Origin of the sequence: Pseudonocardia sp. ICBG1293 (genome assembly GCF_020131355.1) — a bacterium.
Classification (GTDB): domain Bacteria; phylum Actinomycetota; class Actinomycetes; order Mycobacteriales; family Pseudonocardiaceae; genus Pseudonocardia.
In genome coordinates this window covers 450,603-467,903 of sequence record NZ_JAHLEL010000044.1, presented here as the reverse complement: position 1 = coordinate 467,903, position 17,301 = coordinate 450,603, and the positions used below count along the sequence as shown (strand labels likewise).

The following is a 17,301-nucleotide window of genomic DNA, read 5'->3' as shown; positions in this document are numbered from 1 at the left end:
CCCGGCGCACCGCACCCGCGCACTCCTCCCGCGCACCCCATCCGCGCACCCCATCCGCACGGCCCCGACGGGCCCGGTCACCGACCGGGCCCGGCCCGGGCGTGCCCACGAGTCCCATGCCCCGCCCCGGATCGACCTGATCGGAGACCAGAGGACATGAGCAGTTCCCCGGCAGTGCAGACCGTGCCGCCGAGCCCGACGCTGACCACCACCGACACCGCGTTCCGGGTCGAGAGCTGGGAGCGGATCGAGTTCACCCTCTCCTATGTCGACGGAGCCTTCGCCCCGGAGAACCCGCACGTCGCGGACCTCTACCGGGAGCGCGGCCGCTGCCTCATGGTCGTCGACGAGGCGGTGCACGAGCTCTACGGCGACCGCATCCGCGCCTACTTCGACCACCACGGCATCGCACTGACCACCGTCGCGCTGACCATCGCCGAGACCGCCAAGAGCCTGCGGACCCTGGAGCGCATCGTCGACGCGTTCGCCGAGTTCGGGCTCAACCGCACCGAGCCGCCACTCGTCGTCGGCGGCGGGCTGACCACCGACGTCGCCGGGTTCGCCTGCGCGTCCTACAAGCGCGGCACGCCCTACATCCGCATCCCACCACGCTGATCGGGCTGATCGACGCCAGCGTCGCGATGAAGGTCGCGGTCAACCACGGGAAGCACAAGAACCGGCTCGGTGCCTTCCACGCCTCGCACGACGTGTTGCTGGACTTCTCGTTCCTGGCGACGCTGCCCACGGCCCAGGTCCGCAACGGCATCGCCGAGATGATCAAGATCGCGACGGTGGCGAACGCCGACCTGTTCGACCTGCTGGAGAAGTACGGCGAGGACCTGCTGGCCACCGGGTTCGGGCACCGGGACGGCACGCCGGACCTGCGCGAGATCTCCCACCGCGCCACCTACGACGCCGTCCGCACCATGCTCGAGCTGGAGCACCGCAACCTGCACGAGCTCGACCTCGACCGGGTCATCGCCTTCGGCCACACCTGGAGCCCCACCCTGGAGCTGGCGCCGGAGACGCCGATGCTGCACGGGCACGCGATCAGCGTCGACATGGCGTTCTCCGCGACCCTCGCCGAGCGGCGCGGCTACATCTCCACCGGCGAGCGGGACCGCGTCCACCGGCTGTTCAGCGGGCTCGGGCTCACCGTCGACAGCCCGTACCTCACCCCGGAGCTGCTCGCCGAGGCCACCGAGTCGATCACCCAGACCCGCGCCGGGCTGCTGCGCGCGGCGGTGCCGAAGCCGATCGGCACCTGCCACTTCGTCAACGACGCCACCCCCGCGGAGCTGACCGCGGCCCTGGCCGCGCACAAGGAGGTCGTCGCCGACCTGCCGACGGCGGCGGGCGGGGTGGACATGTGGTCGCTGAAGTGACCGGCGCACCGACCCGGCCCGCCCGTCCCGTCACACCGACGACGATCCTCGCCGGGCTGCTCGACGACCTCGTGACCCGGGCCGGGGCGGGCGCCGACCCCGACCTCGTCCGGGCCCGGGACCTGGCCGCGGGCCTGGACCCCTACCTCGACGAGCACACCTCGCCGGCCTCGCCGGCACTGGTCGAGCTGGAGCGGCGCACCCGGTCCGCGGCGTGGACCGGGTCGCTGGAGCAGGAGATGCTGTCCGGGCACGTCGAGGGGCGGTTCCTCGCCTTCCTCGTCGGCATGACCGGCGCCCGGCGGGTGCTGGAGGTCGGGATGTTCACGGGTTACTCGGCACTCGCGATGGCCGAGGCCCTGCCCGACGACGGCGAGCTGGTCGCCTGCGAGCTCGACGCCGACGTGGCGGCGTTCGCGCAGGACTGCGTCGCCGCGTCCCCGGCGGGACGCCGGATCCGGGTCGAGGTCGGCCCGGCCGCGGACACCCTGGAACGGCTGCGGGGGACCGCGTTCGACCTGGTGTTCGTCGACGCCGACAAGGCCGGGTACGCCGGGTACCTCGACGCCGTCCTCGACGGCGGCCTGCTCGCCCCGGATGGCGTGGTCTGCGTGGACAACACCCTGATGCAGGGCCTGCCCTGGACCGGGGGGCGGACGGCCAACGGTGACGCGATCGCGGCGTTCAACCGCCGGGTCACCGACGACCCCCGGCTGGAGCAGGTGCTGGTGCCGCTGTGCGACGGGCTGACCCTGCTCCGGCGCGCCGCATGAGCCGCACCACCGCGCCGCGGCGTCAGCACGGCCGGGGCCGGGCCCGTTCGTCGGGCCCGGCCCCGGCCCGGCTCGTGTCCGGTCTCGTCGCCCTCACCGCCGCCGGGCTGGCCGGGCGTGCCCTGGGCACCGGCCGCGACGGGACCCCGCGCGCGGGCACCGTCGCCACCCGGGCCCGCACCGCGGGCACCCTGGCCCTGCTCACCGCAGCGCTACCCGCCGACCTCGCGGTCATCGGCGTCGCCGCGCTGGCCGGGCTGTTCCGCCGCCGGGAGCGGGCGCGTCCGGATCGTGCGCGTCCGGACCGTGCGCTGACCGTCCTGCTCAGCGGCGGGAAGATGACCAAGGCCCTGGAGCTGGCCCGGGCCTTCCACCGGGCCGGGCACCGGGTCGTGCTCGTCGAACAGGCCCGGTACCGGTTCACCGGGCACCGGTTCTCCCGGGCGGTCGACGCGTTCCACGTCGTGCCGGCGCCGGACGCACCCGGCTACGCCCTGGCACTCGCCGAGATCGCCCGCCGCGAGGGCGCCGACGTGTACGTGCCGGTGTGCAGCCCCGTCGCGAGCTGGTACGACGCCGACGCCAAGCGGCTGCTCGAACCGTTCTGCGCGGTCCTGCACCCCGACGCGGACGTGGTCGCCATGCTCGACGACAAGCACCGCTTCACCGCGACCGCCGCCGGGTTCGGCCTGCCGGTGCCCGCGGCGCGGCGCATCACCGACCCGGCGCAGGTCGTCGTCCACGACTTCGCCGCCACCCCGGGGAGTACCTGGATCCTCAAGTCGCTGCGCTACGACCCGGTGCGCCGCCGCGACCTGACCCGGCTCCCGCGCCCGACCCGCGCCGAGACCGCGGCGTTCGTCGCGACGCTGCCGATCTCGCCGGACAACCCGTGGATCCTGCAGGAGTTCGTCGAGGGCACCGAGTACTGCACCCACGCCACCGTCCGAGACGGCGAGGTCCGCCTGTACTGCTGCTGTCCGTCGTCGGGCTTCCTGCTCAACTACGACCACGTCGACCACCCCGCGATCGAGGACTGGGTGCGGCAGTTCTGCGGTGAGCTGGGGGTGACCGGACAGCTGTCGTTCGACTTCATCGAGGCGCCCGACGGCCGGGTACTGGCCATCGAGTGCAACCCGCGCACCCACTCGGCGATCACCCTGTTCCACGACCGGCCGGGCGTCGCCGAGGCCTACCTGGACGCCGGCGACCGCACGCTGCTGCCGGCGCCGGGGACGCGGCCGACCTACTGGCTGCACCACGAGCTGGGCAGGCTCCTCGGCGACCCCGGATCGTGGCGGGAGCGGCTGCGGATCGTGGTCCGGGGCCGGGAGGCGCTGCTCGACGTGCACGACCCGCTGCCGTTCCTGCTGGTCCCGCACCTGCAGATCGCCTCCCTGCTGCTCGACAACCTGCTGCGCGGACGGCCGTGGGTGACGATCGACGTGAACATCGGCAAGCTCGTCGAACCGGCGGGGGACTGAGGCGTGCTCCGTGTCCTGCACCTCGTCGGCTCCGGTGTCGACGCGTTCTTCTGCGACCTGTCCCGGCTCTACGCCGCGGACTGCCTCGCCGCGACCGCCGACCCGGCGCGCTACGAGTTCGTCGTCGCGTACGTGACGCCCGACGGCTGGCGGTTCCCGGCCGGGCTCGACCCGGAGCAGATCGCCGCCGCGCCGCTGCGGACCCTCCCCGAGGCGGTCGCCGAGATCGCCCGGGCGGAGGTGGACGTGATGGTGCCGCAGATGTTCTGCCGGCCCGGGATGACCCACCACCGGGCGCTGTTCGAGCTGCTCGGGATCGGCTACGTCGGCAACACCCCGGAGGTGATGGCGCTGGGCGCGGACAAGGCCCTGGCCCGCGCGGTCGTCGCCGAGGGCGGGGTCGCCGTCCCGGCGGGGGAGACGGTGCGCGCCGGGCAGGTGCCGACGGTGCACCCGCCCGCGGTCGTGAAGCCGGTGGACACCGACAACTCCGTCGGCGTCACCCTGGTCCACGACCCGGACGGGTTCGAGGTGGCACTGAAGGACGCGCTGGCCCACGGCGACCGCGCCCTGGTCGAGGAGTTCGTGCCGCTCGGGCGCGAGGTGCGGTGTGCCGTGGTCGAGCGCGGCGGCGAGCTGGTCGGTCTGCCGCTGGAGGAGTACCGGATGGACGCGGTCGACAAGCCCGTCCGGCTCGCCGACGACAAGCTCGCCCGGACCGGCGCCGGTGACCTGCGGCTGGTCGCCAAGGACGCCCGGTCGTGGGTCGTGGATCCGGCCGACCCGGTCACCGGCCCCGTGCAGGACGCCGCCCGCGCGGCGTTCCGCGCACTGGGCTGCCGGGACTACGGCCTGTTCGACTTCCGCATCGACCCGGACGGACGCCCCTGGTTCCTGGAGGCCGGTCTGTACTGCTCGTTCGCGCGCTCCTCGGTGGTCGTGACGATGGCCGAGGCCGCGGGGATCGGTGTCGCCGACCTGTTCGCCGACGCCGTCACACGCGCCGCCGCCCGCACCACCGCCGGACCCGGCTCCGACCGCTGATCCGGCTCCCCGCCGCCGGTGGGTCGCGCCGTCGCACCCCGGAGGTGGTCCGCGCACCCTCCGCGGCGGGTGCGGCGACCGCGTCCGGGGTGCGACGGGAACTCAGCGGGCGGCGCGGGGCCCGACGTGCTCGCGCACCATGCCGCGGTGCATGACCCGGTCCCCCGACGACGCCGGAGTGGTCGGCCCGGTGCAGCACGCAGGCGTTGTCCCAGACCACCACGTCGCCCGGGGACCACCGGTGGTCGAGCACGTTGTCCGGTCGCGTCGAGTGCCCGATCAGCTCCCGCACGGTCGCCGCGGACTCCTCGGCGTCCATCCCGCTGACCTCGGCGCAGCGGGCCGCGGTCGACAGGTAGAGCGCGGTCCGGCCGGTGCGCGGGTGCGGCCGGAAGACCGGGTGCCAGGCCTCGGTCTCGGTGCCCGCGTCGTCGGGGGACAGCCCGGTGACCACGTGCCGGATGCTGCGCCCGGCCAGCCGGGTCCGCAGCGCCTCCGGGAGCGTCTCGTAGGCGCGGTACTGGTTGGAGAACTGGGTCGCCCCGCCCCGTGCGGGCACCGTCACCGCCCGCAGCGCGGTGTAGGCGGGCGGGGCCGCGACGTAGCTGGTGTCGACGTGGAACGAGCTGCGCGGCGGGGTGTCGCGGCCGACGTTGGAGATCACGTTCAGGTCCGGGTGGGACTCCAGCGGTGTCTCACCGGTGGTGAAGGCGAGCGGGCCGAGCGCGCGCAGGAAGGCGAGGAAGTCCTCGTCGTCGGCATCGTCCTGACCGGGCAGGACGACGACGCCGTGCTCGGCCAGCAGCGCCCCCAGCGCGTCCAATGCGAGGTCGGGCAGCGACGTCCCGGTGACGCGGGCACCGACCGGGTGCAGGGCCTCGATGTCCATCACCCGAGTGTGCGGGCGCCGGCGGACACCCGCGCGCCGGGCGCGGAGACCGCGACGTCGTGGGCGGCCCCGGAATCAGGACGCGGCGCGGCCCCACCGGCGGCGGCGCGGCCGGTCGGCGGGCTCGTCCTCCATCGGGGCCGCGATCGCCAGCCGTCCGACCTGCTCGTTGAGGACCTTGAGGTGCACCCGGACGTCGTCGTGGGTCGGGTCCAGCACCGCCTGCTCGGCGATCTCGGCGGCCTGGTCGACCGACTGCTTCAGCGACGCCTTCGCCTTGCTCAGCCGGGCGGCGATCCGCTTCGCCGGGGGCTCGGTGAGCCGGAACCGCGCCGGCTCGATCGAGTCGCCGACCGCGGCCAGCCGCTGGACCGCCTCCAGCTCGGAGTCCAGCCGCTTGCCGATCTCGGTCAGCCAGGTGCGCACCTGCATCGCGGAGATGACCGAGGTGATCCGGTGGAAACGCTCCACCTGGTCGGTGCACTCGGCGACGTAGGCACGCCAGTACCGGGACAGCGGCGCGGGCGGTGGCTCGGACGACGGTCGCAGGCGGGGCACGCCGACGAGGCTAACGACTCAGTCGAGGCGGATCGTCGTCCCCGGTCCGAGTGGCGCGCCGAGCAGGTAGAACGCGCAGAGGATGAGCACCCACACCGCGAACACCGGCAGCACGAACTGCGCCATCCGGGAGAACACCATGCCGAGCGAGAAGTTCCGGTCGTAGCGGCGGCAGGTCAGCTGCAGCACGTACAGGTACGGGTTGAGCGGCGAGATCGGGTTCGTGATCGCGTCGCCGATCCGGTAGGTGGCCTGGATGACGGCGGGGTGCAGCCCGAGGCCGACGAACACCGGCACCAGGACCGGCGCCAGCACCGTCCACAGCGACGCCCCGGAGAAGATCACCATCGCGAGCACCGAGCACAGCACGAGCGCCAGCAGCAGCGCCCCGAGCCCGGTCAGCCCGATCGCGCGCAGCCCGGCGGAGCCCTCGACGGCGAGCCAGGTCCCGACCCGGCTCCAGGTGAACATCGCGATGAACTGGCCCGCGGAGAACGCGATGACGACGAACCCGAGCATCCCCCGGAGCGACTCGGCCATCATCTCCGGCACGTCGGACGCGGTGGTGATCGCGCCCGAGGCGACGCCGTAGGCGACCCCGGCGACCAGGAAGCTCACGAACAGCAGCGGCACGATGCCGTCGAAGAACGGCGAGTCGATCAGCCCGCCGCCCTCCCCGCGCAGCGGCCCGCCGGGCACCAGCCAGGCGGCGAGCGCGCAGGCCAGCCAGACCGCGAGCGCGCCGCCGCTGACACGGAGTGCGCGTCGCTGGCGCGGCGTGACGCGCGTGTCGGGGGTCTCGACGGCCGGGGGCCCGCCGGCAGCGGGGTCCGGCCCGTCGTCGGTGCCGGGCGGCGGCGGGTCCACCGGCGGCAGCCCCGGCTCGACGCGGTGCACCAGGATCCAGCCCAGCACCGCGGGCAGCACCAGCGAGGACACCAGCTGGATCCAGTAGTTCATCAGCACGCTGACGCCGATGTCGGGTGGAGTCCCCGGCGGCAGCACGGACTCGGTGAGTGCCGACAGGTTGGCGTCGAGCGCGCCGACGATCACCCCGGAGCCGTAGCCGACCGCCGTCGCCGCGAACGCGCCCAGCGCGCCGGCGACCGGGTGGCGCCCCACCGAGGCGAACGCCAGCGCGGCCAGCGGCGGGAGGATCACCATGGCGGCGTCGCCCATGAAGTGGCCCTGCACGCACAGGTAGACCACCGCGTAGGGCATGAACCGGCGCGACACACGCGACAGCGAGACGTTCACCAGCGTCCGCAGCAGCCCGGTGCGCTCGCAGATCCCGACGCCGAGCAGCATCGTCAGCACCACGCCGAGCGGCGGGAACCCGATGAAGTTGTCGACCATCGTGGTGAGCAGCTCCTGCAGGCCCGCGACCGACAGGATGTCGCGCACCGGCTGCGCCTCGGCTGCCCCGGGCAGCTGGGCGGTGGCCCCGTTCGCGGCGAGCACCGACGACCCGATACCGAGTCCGAGCAGCAGGATCCAGAACAGGAAGAACGGGTGCGGGACCGCGTTGCCGACCCGCTCGATCCCGCGGACGACCCGTCCGGGCCGGTACCCGGCCGTCGTCACGGGATCATCCCGTCGGTGGCCAGCACCGGCGGGTCGGCGACGACCGTGTCCGGGTAGATCAGGCCGGTGCCGGTGTTGAGGACGACCACGGACTCCGAGCCGTCGAGCCAGCCCGACTCGCGCAGCCGCCCGGCCGCGGCGACGCAGGCCGCGCCCTCCGGGCAGATCCAGGTGCCCTCGTCGCGGGCCAGGTCGTGCTCGGCGGCGAGCAGCTCGTCGTCGGACACCGCGACCGCGGTCCCGCCGGTGTCGTACACGGCGTCGAGCACCAGGAAGTCACCCAGCGCCTTGGGCACGGTGATGCCGAAGGCGACCGTGCGCGGGTCGGCGGGCGGGGTCGACTCGCGCAGGCCCGCGGAGAAGGCATCGACGATCGGGGCGCAGCCGGTGGCCTGCACCGCGACCAGCCGCGGCAGCGGACCGGTGATCCAGCCCAGCTCCTGCATCTCACGCAGCGCCTTGTGGATCGCGATGATCCCGACGCCGCCGCCGGTGGGGTAGAGGATGACGTCCGGGCAGCGCCAGCCGAGCTGCTCGACGATCTCGTAGCCCATTGTCTTCTTGCCCTCGATGCGGTACGGCTCGCGCAGCGTCGAGGTGTCCTGATAACCCGCGCCGGCGGCGTTGCGGCGGGTGACGGCGTCGGCGACCAGGCGTCCGGCGTCGCCGATCAGTCCGTCGACCAGGTAGAGCTCTCCACCGGAGACGACGACCTCGCGCCGGGTGATCTCCGGGGCGTCGACCGGCATCGCGATCAGCGCCCCCAGCCCGGCGCGGGCGGCGTAGCAGGCCCAGGCGGCGCCCGCGTTGCCGTTGGTCGGCATGGCGACGGCGCGCACGCCCAGCTCGGCGGCCCGGGAGACGCCGACCGCGGCGCCGCGCGCCTTGAACGCCCCGGTCGGGACGAGCCCCTCGTCCTTCATGAGCAGCCCGGGCAGCCCGAGCCGGGCACCGGCACGGGGGAGCGGCAGCAGCGGGGTCATGCCCTCGCCCATGGTCACCACGTGCGCGGGGTCCCGCACCGGCAGCACCTCGTGGTAGCGCCACAGGTCCGGCGGTCGGGTGGCGATGTCGGCGGGGGTGACGAGCGCGCGCGCCCGGTCGAGGTCGTAGCGCGCGAGCAGCGGAGCCCCCGCGGGGGAGGTGCCCTGCACGGTGTCGGCGTCGAGGACGTCGCCGGTGCGGGAGCACTCCAGGTGGGTCAGCGTCGAGAAGTCGGGCACCCGCCCACCCGATCCCGAGCCGTGGCGCGGCGCAACCCGGGGGCGACGACGGCGCGTACGGCGGTGAGCACCACGGACCGGGGGCCGCCGGACCGGGAGGACACGACGGCCGACCGCCGCCGCCGCGAGCCCCTCCCCGAGCGGACCGCGATGGTCCACGGGAGGTGACCGCGGACACGACTACGCCGTTCCGGGCATCCTGCTAGTCTCGCGGACGCAAGCGTGAACGTTCAACAATCGAGAGGAACGCATGCGACCGCTCCCCGCGCCGCTCTCCGACACCGCCCTGCTGCTCGTCCGGCTGCTCGTCGGTACCGTGCTCGTCGCCCACGGCCTGCAGAAGCTCGGCGGTGGGGTCGGCGGCGTCGCCGACGGCTTCGCCGGCATGGGCATCCCGCTGCCGACGGTGTCCGCGCTGTTCGTGATCGCCGTCGAGCTCGGAGGCGGTGTGCTGCTCCTCGCCGGTGCCGCGACGACCGTCGCGGGCCTGGCCGTCGTGGTCGCGATGGCCGGGGCCTACCTGTTCGCCCACCTCGGCGTGAACCCGTTCGTCTCCTCGGGCGGCTGGGAGCTCGTCGGCGTGATCGCCGCCGTCGCGCTCGCCCTCGCCGCCGCCGGTCCGGGCCGCTGGTCGGTCGACGCACTGCTCGCCGCCCGCCGCGCTCCCGCCCGGCACGCGGCGCACGCGGGGGCGGGGGAGTAGACCCCGCCCCGCACGGGGACCCCTCGGCATGCCCGAGGGACACACCGTGCACCGTCTGGCGCGGCTGCAGCGCCGCCGCTACGCCGGACGGCCGGTGGCCGTCACCAGCCCGCAGCGTCGTTTCACCACCGGTGCCGAGGTCGTCGACGGGCGGGTGCTCGTCGGCGTCGAGGCGCACGGCAAGCACCTGTTCCAGCACTACGGGCCGGACACCACGGTGCACGTGCACCTCGGGCTCTGGGGGCGCTTCGCGAACCGGCGGCTGCCCGAGGAGCCGCCCCGCGGCCAGGTCCGGATGCGGATCGTCGGCGAGACCCACTACGCCGACCTGCGCGGGCCCGCCGCCTGCGAGCTGCTCGACGACGTGGGCGTCGCGGCCCTGCGGGCCCGTCTCGGCGAGGACCCGCTGCGCGAGGACGCCGACCCGACACGGGTCCGGGACCGCTTCGCCCGCTCGCGCGCCCCGCTCGCCGTGCTGCTCATGGACCAGTCGGTGGTCGCCGGGATCGGCAACGTGTTCCGCGCCGAGACGCTGTTCCGCACCGGACTCGACCCGATGACCCCCGCCCGCGACCTCGACGACCGGTCGTTCTCCCTGCTCTGGGAGGACCTGTCGGAGATGCTGCGCGACGGGGAGCGCCGCGGCCGCATCGAGACGCTGCGCCCCGAGCACGACCCCGCCCTGCTGGCCCCGCCGGACCGGGGCTCGGTGTGCGCCAGCGTCGTCTACGCCTACCGGCGTACCGGGCAGCCGTGCCTGGTCTGCGGCAGCCCGATCGCGCACGCCGAGGTCCGCAAGCGGAACCTGTTCTGGTGCCCCGGGTGCCAGGCGGGGCGGGCCGCCCGGCCGCTCCCCGAACGGTGGTGATCGATGTCCGATCTGTCCTGTACCGGGCGGTAGCGGTACCGTTGACCCCATGCTGTCGACCGGTCCCGCGCGTCCGGAAGCGGGACGTCGGCCGATCGTCCGCTGGGCCGCCGCGCTGTCCGGGGTCGCCCTGGCCGTGACCGGGATGCTGGTCGCGCTCGGCGTGTTCGGCGCGGTCTTCCTCCTCGCGTTCCTGGACTACTGCCCGCCGCAGACCTGCAGCTCCTCGGCGGTGCTCGTGTCGGTCGGCGGGTCGCTGGTGGTGGCCGCGGCCGCCGGGGTGGCCGGTCTCGCGATGACCGTGCTGCGCCTGGTCGAGCGGCGCCCGGCGTGGCCGTTCGCGCTGACCACGCTGCTCGTCGTCGGCGCCGCCGTGGTGTTCGGCGCGGTCCACTACGCGAGCGCCATCGGGTACTAGGGCGCGTCTCCTAACCCGGCTGGTCGGGCCTGCGCGATGATCAGTAGGTGTCGCGCCGTGCCGTCCTGACCGATGCCCAGTGGGACCGACTCGAGCCGTTACTGCCCTCGTCGGACGGGATGCCAGGGCGCCCGTTCGCCGATCACCGCAGAGTGATCGAGGGGATCATCTACCGGTTCCGCTGCGGGCTGGCCTGGCGTGATGTCCCGGTCGAGTTCGGGCTGTGGCAGACCCTATGGAAACGCCACCGCCGCTACTGCGGTGACGGCACCTGGGACCAGGTTCTCGCAGCTCTGCTCGCCGATGCCGACTCCGCCGGTCTCGTGGACTGGGCCGTGTCGGTCGACTCGACGATCATCCGCGCTCACCAACACGCCGCGACCCTGCAGCGGGACACAGGGGGCCGGATCGAACTACAAGAATCTGCTGATCGAGCCGCCCGATCACGCGTTGGGCCGCTCCCGCGGAGGGCTCGGCACGAAGATCCACCAGCTCGTTGACGGACACGGCCGCCCGCTGGTCGTACTGGTCGGCCCTGGCCAGGCCGGTGACGCCCCGATGTTCGCGCACCTGATGTCACATCTGAGCGTCGGACGGGTCGGTCCGGGCCGACCGCGGACCCGGCCCGAGCGGGTCCGCGCAGATAAGAGGTCATTTCAGAACGAGGTCGACGTGTCTGTTGTAGACGACAAGCGGCTATCTGACCTGCCGTTTGATCTGTCGTCGAGGGGTCAATGGAAACTCGACAAGTCGTTCTGAAACGACCTCTAAGAGGTCATTTCAGAACGAGGTCGACGTGTCTGTTGTAGACGACAAGCGGCTATCTGACCTGCCGTTTGATCTGTCGTCGAGGGGTCAATGGAAACTCGACAAGTCGTTCTGAAACGACCTCTAAGAGGTCGCGCGGATTGGTCACAGCTTGGCCGCGGTCGAGTGTCTGGGGGCGAGGGCGGGTACGGGCCTGCCGATCATGAAGTTATCTACGCTTCGTGATCGTCTGGAGGCCGCGTGCCCACCCTGCCATCATGGCTGACCGAGCCGTTGTGGGACCAGTTCACCGCGCTGCTGCCTCATCGAGACGAGTTCGATCCCACCCATCCGCTGGGCTGCCATCGCCGCCGGATCGCGGATCGGATCGTGTTCGACAAGCTCCTGCAGGTACTGCGGTTCGGCTGCTCGTATGAGGGCATCGCTGACAGCACCTGCTCGGCGACCACCATCCGCGATCGTCGTGACGAGTGGATCAGGCTCGGGGTCTTCGCCCAGCTGCGTCGGATCGTCCTGGACGCCTACGACCGCATCGTCGGTCTGCTGCTGCACGACATCGCCGTCGATGGCGCCATCACCAAGGCCCCCGGCGGCGGCGAGGTCGCCGGTCCGTCGCCGGTGGACCGGCGCAAACAGGGTATGAAACGTTCGGTGCTCGTCGAGGGATACGGCATCCCGCTGGGCCGAGTCCTGGCCGGAGCCAACCGGCACGACTCCCCGCTACTGGGCCCCACCCTCGACCGCCTCGATGCTCTCGGCCCGCTGCCCGACGACATCACCGTGCACCTCGACGCCGGCTATGACTCCGGCAAGACCCGCGACACGCTGGCCGAACGAGGCCTGCACGGCGAGATCGCGCACAAGGGTGAGAAAGCGCCGATCCAGGCCACCCGCCGCTGGCACGTCGAGCGGACCAACGCTTGGCACAACAGCTTCAACCGGCTGCAGCGCTGCTACGAACGACGAGAAATCGTCGTCGACGCGTTCTTCGACCTCGCCGACACGATCGTCACACTCCGTAGCTTGATTCGGCAGGCCTGGACCACACACCGCTGGAACGCCCGACCTGCACGACGTCCATGATCACCAACCAATCCGCGCGACCTCTAAGAGGTCGCGCGGATTGGTCACAGCTTGGCCGCGGTCGAGTGTCTGGGGGCGAGGGCGGGTACGGGCCTGCCGATCATGAAGTTATCTACGCTTCGTGATCGTCTGGAGGCCGCGTGCCCACCCTGCCATCATGGCTGACCGAGCCGTTGTGGGACCAGTTCACCGCGCTGCTGCCTCATCGAGACGAGTTCGATCCCACCCATCCGCTGGGCTGCCATCGCCGCCGGATCGCGGATCGGATCGTGTTCGACAAGCTCCTGCAGGTACTGCGGTTCGGCTGCTCGTATGAGGGCATCGCTGACAGCACCTGCTCGGCGACCACCATCCGCGATCGTCGTGACGAGTGGATCAGGCTCGGGGTCTTCGCCCAGCTGCGTCGGATCGTCCTGGACGCCTACGACCGCATCGTCGGTCTGCTGCTGCACGACATCGCCGTCGATGGCGCCATCACCAAGGCCCCCGGCGGCGGCGAGGTCGCCGGTCCGTCGCCGGTGGACCGGCGCAAACAGGGTATGAAACGTTCGGTGCTCGTCGAGGGATACGGCATCCCGCTGGGCCGAGTCCTGGCCGGAGCCAACCGGCACGACTCCCCGCTACTGGGCCCCACCCTCGACCGCCTCGATGCTCTCGGCCCGCTGCCCGACGACATCACCGTGCACCTCGACGCCGGCTATGACTCCGGCAAGACCCGCGACACGCTGGCCGAACGAGGCCTGCACGGCGAGATCGCGCACAAGGGTGAGAAAGCGCCGATCCAGGCCACCCGCCGCTGGCACGTCGAGCGGACCAACGCTTGGCACAACAGCTTCAACCGGCTGCAGCGCTGCTACGAACGACGAGAAATCGTCGTCGACGCGTTCTTCGACCTCGCCGACACGATCGTCACACTCCGTAGCTTGATTCGGCAGGCCTGGACCACACACCGCTGGAACGCCCGACCTGCACGACGTCCATGATCACCAACCAATCCGCGCGACCTCTAAGGCCTACTCCTCACGCGCCATCCGCGCCCACCTGCGCGGACGACGGATCGTCGCGGTCATCCCGGAGCCGGCTGACCAGCAGGGACACCGGAAACGACGCGGCACACGCGGCGGCCGACCACCGGCGTTCGACCGGGTCGACTACCGCGGCCGCAACGTCGTCGAACGCGGGTTCTGCGAGGTCAAGCAGTGGCGCGGCCTCGCGACCCGCTACGACAAACTCGCCCTGACCTACCGCGGCGGAGTTGCACTGAAGGCCATCGTCACCTGGTTGCGCACTTTAGAGGTCATTTCAGAACGAGGTCGACGTGTCTGTTGTAGACGACAAGCGGCTATCTGACCTGCCGTTTGATCTGTCGTCGAGGGGTCAATGGAAACTCGACAAGTCGTTCTGAAACGACCTCTTAGGAGACACGCCCTAGTACTCCAGCCGCAGTTTGTGATGTTGATGTGCGCTAAGCTTCGATCTTGTGCAGGTGGAGGAGGATCTCGAGGCGTGGGCCGGTGGCCTGGATGGGCTGTTCGGGCTGGTGGCGGGCCGGTTCTTCCGGACGGAACCGCGGCGTCGGGCGCGGGCGTATGTGCGGGGGTTGTTGGCGCCGTTGGCGGGGAAGAACGGGTGGACGCTGGCCGAGGTCGCCGGTGACACGACTCCGGATGGGATGCAGCGGCTGCTCAACTCCGCGACCTGGGATGTCGACGGTGTCCGTGATGACCTGCGGGATTACGTCGTCGAGCACCTCGGCGAGTCCGGTGGGGTGCTGATCGTCGATGAGACCGGGTTCCTGAAGAAGGGGACGAAGTCGGCGGGGGTGCAGCGCCAGTACTCGGGCACTGCCGGGCGGGTGGAGAACTGCCAGCTCGGAGTCTTCTGTGCCTATGCCACGAGCAAGGGCCGGACGTTGATCGACCGCGAGCTCTACCTGCCCAAGTCCTGGACCGGTGATCGGGAACGCTGCCGAGCCGCGGCGGTGCCTGAGGAGATCGAGTTCGCCACCAAGGCCACGCTGGCCAAGGAAATGCTCGGCCGTGCCCTCGATGCCGGGGTTCCCGCAGGATGGGTGACCGCGGACGAGGCATACGGGCAGGACTACAAGTTCCGCACCTGGTGCGAGCAGCGCCGGATCGGCTACGTCGTCGCGGTTCCGCGCAGCCAGTCCGTCCCGTTGTCCCTGGACGCCGACATCTGTCAGATCAGCGGCTCACGACGGGCCGACGACCTGGTCGCCCGCGCTCCCGGACGGGCGTGGAAGCGCCGCTCAGCCGGTCCGGGTGTGAAGGGAGAACGCTTCTACGACTGGGCCGTGGCCTCGCTGTATCCGCCCGAGAACGCCCCGGCCGGATGGGGCCGATGGCTACTGGTCCGACGTCAGATCCTCACCGACACACAGCTCTCCGCCGGCGAGGAGCACGATCTGGCCTACTACCTGTGCGCCGGCCCGCCCGGCACCACCGACGACGACCTCATCCGCGTCGCCGGCACGCGGTGGGCGATCGAGGAGTGCTTCCAGACCGCGAAGAACGAGGTCGGGCTCGACCACTATCAAGTGCGGCGTTACGACGCCTGGTACCGCCACGTCACCCTGGCTATTCTCGCCCACGCCTACCTCTCGGTCACCGCGGCGATCGCCCCAAAAGACCTGATCACGGGCTCATCCCGCTCACCCTCGCCGAGATCCGACGTCTCCTGGCACCTCTGATCCACATTCCCACCCAGGCGCCGTGCTGGGCCTGGTCGACCTGGCGACGTCGCCACCAACACCGAGCCCGCGAAAGCCACTATCGACGACGAAGACAGCTCAGCTAACGAAGTGCGGCTGGAGTACTAGTCCGCCCCGGGCCCGTGCGCGGAGGTCGTGGACGCCGGTGGCGGGATCCTCGTGACCGTCGACGGCACCGGGTGGCCGGTGCCGACCGGAAAGGGCCTCACCGCTCCGGCACCAGGAGACCGACGGCGACGGTGAGACGACGGACGTAGGCGTCCCGGGAGTCCACCTCGCGCTTGAGGCCGAGGGAGGTGCTGACGAGGGTCTGGGCGATGTCCAGGGCGGCCCGGGCGCCGGTGGCGGGGGTGAGCGTGTCGACGATCAGCTGCCGGAAGCGGGCCGGGGCCGTGTGGACGATCTCGCCGAGCAGATCCGGGTTGTCGTCGACGACGCCCTCGACGTCCCGCGCCGGGCCGACGTAGCGGCCGGCCCAGTGGTCGAAGGCGTCCACGATCCGGCGGCGTAGCGGCCGCGCGGACGACCCGAGCGAGCGTTCCGCCGCAGCGAGATCCTGCTCGAGGGCGCGGGTCGCCGCCGCGCGGAACAGCTCCTGTTTGGAGGAGAACAGGAAGTAGAGGCCCGGCCGGGAGATCTTCGCCTGGCGCGCGACCTCGTCCATCGAGGTCTTCCGGTAGCCGTGGCGGGCGAAGGTCTGCAGCGCGGACTCCAGCACGCGATCGCGGCGCCCGACCTCCTCCGACCCACCAGTCACGTCGAGGAGCCTACGCACCCCGGTCCAGCTAGACAGAATCTGTCTTGCTCGTATAGTCGGGTGATGACCCGCGCCCTGCTGACCACCCCCTTCTCCGCGGTCAGCACCGCCGACGAGGTGCTGGCGGGCCACGATCTGACCGGCCTGCGCGCCGTCGTGACCGGGGCGTCGTCCGGTATCGGGGCCGCGTCGGCCCGCGCCCTGGCGGCCGCCGGTGCCCAGGTGACCCTCGCCGTTCGCGACACCGAGGCCGGCACGGCCACGGCCACCGCCATCGGACGGTCGGTCGGCGCGGTACCCGCGGTACTACCGCTGGACCTCACGGACCGTTCGTCGGTCGGGCGGTTCGTCGAGTCGTGGAGGGGGCCGCTGCACCTCCTGCTCGCCAACGCCGGAGTGGTCACCGGAGGTCTCGAGCGGACGGCCGAGGGCTGGGAGCTGCAGCTCGCCACCAACCACCTCGGTCATTTCGGCCTGGCCACAGGTCTGCACCACGCGCTCGGTGCGGGTGCCGCGGACCGGGGCGCGGCCCGCGTCGTCGTCGTGAGCTCGACCGCGCACATGCGCGCCGACGTGGACCTCGACGACCTGCACTTCCGACGCCGCGCCTACGACCCCCAGATCGCCTACGCACGGTCGAAGACCGCGAACTCCCTCTTCGCGGTCGGTGCGACCCGGCGGTGGGCCGAGGACGGCATCGTCGCGAACACGGTCAACCCCGGGGGTGTCGCCACCGGGCTGCAGCGGCACTTCACCCGGCGCCAGAACGACTCCCTGGCCGCCGCGGAGGCGGCGGGCGTGTTCACCTACAAGACGGTCGAGCAGGGCGCGGCGACGAGCATGGTGGCCGCGGTCGACCCCCGGTTGGCCCGCTCGGGGGGCCACTACCTCGACGACTGCCAGGAGGCCTACGAGGTCGCGAACGACGCCGATCTCGCCGAGCACCCCCACGGGGTCAAGGCCTGGGAGCTCGACCCCGAGCGCGCCGACCGCCTCTGGAGGGTGTCCGCGCAGCTGTGGTGCGCATGACCGC

Annotated in this window: 19 protein-coding genes and 1 pseudogene; 15 read left to right on the top strand and 5 right to left on the bottom strand. The window is 72.0% G+C overall.

Going from position 1 to position 17,301, the window contains the following annotated elements:
- Positions 1-156 precede the first annotated feature (156 nt).
- From KPF47_RS41025 to KPF47_RS21915, 4 genes and pseudogenes are all read left to right on the top strand, one after another.
- Positions 157-1,385, top strand: a pseudogene (locus KPF47_RS41025) (sedoheptulose 7-phosphate cyclase).
- Positions 1,382-2,158 (top strand): class I SAM-dependent methyltransferase, encoded by a 777-nt coding sequence (locus tag KPF47_RS21925; RefSeq protein WP_224390708.1) that lies wholly within the window; start codon positions 1,382-1,384, stop codon positions 2,156-2,158. Before KPF47_RS41025 ends, KPF47_RS21925 begins: the two are co-directional and overlap by 4 nt.
- A complete protein-coding gene (locus KPF47_RS21920; protein WP_224390706.1) occupies positions 2,155-3,642 on the top strand; it encodes an ATP-grasp enzyme in 1,488 nt (495 codons plus the stop codon). Before KPF47_RS21925 ends, KPF47_RS21920 begins: the two co-directional genes overlap by 4 nt.
- A 3-nt stretch (positions 3,643-3,645) precedes the next feature.
- Complete coding sequence (locus tag KPF47_RS21915; protein WP_224390704.1) at positions 3,646-4,686, top strand: D-alanine--D-alanine ligase; 1,041 nt, start codon at positions 3,646-3,648, stop codon at positions 4,684-4,686.
- Here KPF47_RS21915 and KPF47_RS21910 read toward each other — a convergent pair.
- The 4 genes from KPF47_RS21910 to KPF47_RS21895 form a co-directional block, all read right to left on the bottom strand.
- Positions 4,637-5,575 (bottom strand): TauD/TfdA family dioxygenase, encoded by a 939-nt coding sequence (locus tag KPF47_RS21910; RefSeq protein WP_224390703.1) that lies wholly within the window; start codon positions 5,573-5,575, stop codon positions 4,637-4,639. The two genes, KPF47_RS21915 and KPF47_RS21910, sit on opposite strands and share 50 nt — an antisense overlap.
- Before the next feature lie 75 nt (positions 5,576-5,650).
- On the bottom strand, positions 5,651-6,133 hold the full coding sequence (locus KPF47_RS21905) for a hypothetical protein (protein WP_224390702.1): 483 nt from the start codon (positions 6,131-6,133) through the stop codon (positions 5,651-5,653).
- 18 nt (positions 6,134-6,151) lie between these two features.
- Positions 6,152-7,717, bottom strand: coding sequence for an AbgT family transporter (locus KPF47_RS21900; protein WP_224390701.1), 1,566 nt, complete (start codon positions 7,715-7,717; stop codon positions 6,152-6,154).
- Positions 7,714-8,940, bottom strand: a complete 1,227-nt coding sequence (locus tag KPF47_RS21895; protein ID WP_224390700.1) for a threonine synthase — start codon at positions 8,938-8,940, stop codon at positions 7,714-7,716. Before KPF47_RS21895 ends, KPF47_RS21900 begins: the two co-directional genes overlap by 4 nt.
- A gap of 250 nt (positions 8,941-9,190) precedes the next feature.
- Between KPF47_RS21895 and KPF47_RS21890 the strand changes: the two genes are divergently transcribed.
- The 10 genes from KPF47_RS21890 to KPF47_RS21845 all read left to right on the top strand — a co-directional run bounded on the left by KPF47_RS21890 (position 9,191) and on the right by KPF47_RS21845 (position 15,490).
- Positions 9,191-9,643, top strand: coding sequence for a DoxX family protein (locus KPF47_RS21890; RefSeq protein ID WP_224390699.1), 453 nt, complete (start codon positions 9,191-9,193; stop codon positions 9,641-9,643).
- A gap of 28 nt (positions 9,644-9,671) precedes the next feature.
- Positions 9,672-10,511, top strand: coding sequence for an Fpg/Nei family DNA glycosylase (locus tag KPF47_RS21885; protein ID WP_224390698.1), 840 nt, complete (start codon positions 9,672-9,674; stop codon positions 10,509-10,511).
- A gap of 49 nt (positions 10,512-10,560) precedes the next feature.
- A complete protein-coding gene (locus KPF47_RS21880) occupies positions 10,561-10,929 on the top strand; it encodes a hypothetical protein (RefSeq protein WP_224390697.1) in 369 nt (122 codons plus the stop codon).
- Positions 10,930-10,976: 47 nt separating this feature from the next.
- Positions 10,977-11,429, top strand: a complete 453-nt coding sequence (locus KPF47_RS21875; RefSeq protein ID WP_224387966.1) for an IS5 family transposase — start codon at positions 10,977-10,979, stop codon at positions 11,427-11,429.
- Positions 11,380-11,688: a hypothetical protein gene (locus KPF47_RS21870; RefSeq protein WP_224390442.1), complete on the top strand. Its 309-nt coding sequence runs from the start codon at positions 11,380-11,382 to the stop codon at positions 11,686-11,688. The genes KPF47_RS21875 and KPF47_RS21870 overlap by 50 nt, the downstream gene beginning before the upstream one ends.
- Positions 11,642-11,812 carry a hypothetical protein gene (locus tag KPF47_RS21865; RefSeq protein WP_224388985.1) on the top strand — a complete coding sequence of 57 codons (171 nt, stop codon included), beginning with the start codon at positions 11,642-11,644 and terminating at the stop codon, positions 11,810-11,812. Before KPF47_RS21870 ends, KPF47_RS21865 begins: the two co-directional genes overlap by 47 nt.
- Positions 11,813-11,937: 125 nt before the next feature.
- The gene (locus KPF47_RS21860) at positions 11,938-12,780 is read left to right on the top strand and encodes an IS5 family transposase (protein ID WP_224386276.1); all 843 of its coding nucleotides are present in this window, start codon (positions 11,938-11,940) and stop codon (positions 12,778-12,780) included.
- 140 nt (positions 12,781-12,920) lie between these two features.
- Positions 12,921-13,763 carry an IS5 family transposase gene (locus KPF47_RS21855; protein WP_224386276.1) on the top strand — a complete coding sequence of 281 codons (843 nt, stop codon included), beginning with the start codon at positions 12,921-12,923 and terminating at the stop codon, positions 13,761-13,763.
- Positions 13,747-14,130 carry a transposase gene (locus KPF47_RS21850; RefSeq protein WP_374108883.1) on the top strand — a complete coding sequence of 128 codons (384 nt, stop codon included), beginning with the start codon at positions 13,747-13,749 and terminating at the stop codon, positions 14,128-14,130. The genes KPF47_RS21855 and KPF47_RS21850 overlap by 17 nt, the downstream gene beginning before the upstream one ends.
- Before the next feature lie 136 nt (positions 14,131-14,266).
- Positions 14,267-15,490 carry an IS701 family transposase gene (locus KPF47_RS21845; RefSeq protein ID WP_374108784.1) on the top strand — a complete coding sequence of 408 codons (1,224 nt, stop codon included), beginning with the start codon at positions 14,267-14,269 and terminating at the stop codon, positions 15,488-15,490.
- Positions 15,491-15,716: 226 nt separating this feature from the next.
- Here the strand turns inward: KPF47_RS21845 and KPF47_RS21840 are convergent, their stop codons facing one another.
- Positions 15,717-16,286, bottom strand: a complete 570-nt coding sequence (locus KPF47_RS21840) for a TetR/AcrR family transcriptional regulator (protein WP_224390696.1) — start codon at positions 16,284-16,286, stop codon at positions 15,717-15,719.
- 45 nt (positions 16,287-16,331) lie between these two features.
- Here KPF47_RS21840 and KPF47_RS21835 point away from each other — a divergent pair, with 45 nt between their 5' ends.
- On the top strand, positions 16,332-17,297 hold the full coding sequence (locus KPF47_RS21835) for an SDR family NAD(P)-dependent oxidoreductase (RefSeq protein WP_224390694.1): 966 nt from the start codon (positions 16,332-16,334) through the stop codon (positions 17,295-17,297).
- The last annotated feature ends 4 nt before the right edge of the window (positions 17,298-17,301 follow it).

Excerpts from the sequence above, each read along its gene's own strand:
- KPF47_RS21920 (WP_224390706.1), top strand. The coding sequence starts at position 2,155 with ATGAGCCGCACCACCGCGCCGCGGCGTCAGCACGGCCGGGGCCGGGCC.
- KPF47_RS21910 (WP_224390703.1), bottom strand. The coding sequence starts at position 5,575 with ATGGACATCGAGGCCCTGCACCCGGTCGGTGCCCGCGTCACCGGGACG.
- KPF47_RS21890 (WP_224390699.1), top strand. The coding sequence starts at position 9,191 with ATGCGACCGCTCCCCGCGCCGCTCTCCGACACCGCCCTGCTGCTCGTC.
- KPF47_RS21885 (WP_224390698.1), top strand. The coding sequence starts at position 9,672 with ATGCCCGAGGGACACACCGTGCACCGTCTGGCGCGGCTGCAGCGCCGC.
- KPF47_RS21880 (WP_224390697.1), top strand. The coding sequence starts at position 10,561 with ATGCTGTCGACCGGTCCCGCGCGTCCGGAAGCGGGACGTCGGCCGATC.
- KPF47_RS21835 (WP_224390694.1), top strand. The coding sequence starts at position 16,332 with ATGACCCGCGCCCTGCTGACCACCCCCTTCTCCGCGGTCAGCACCGCC.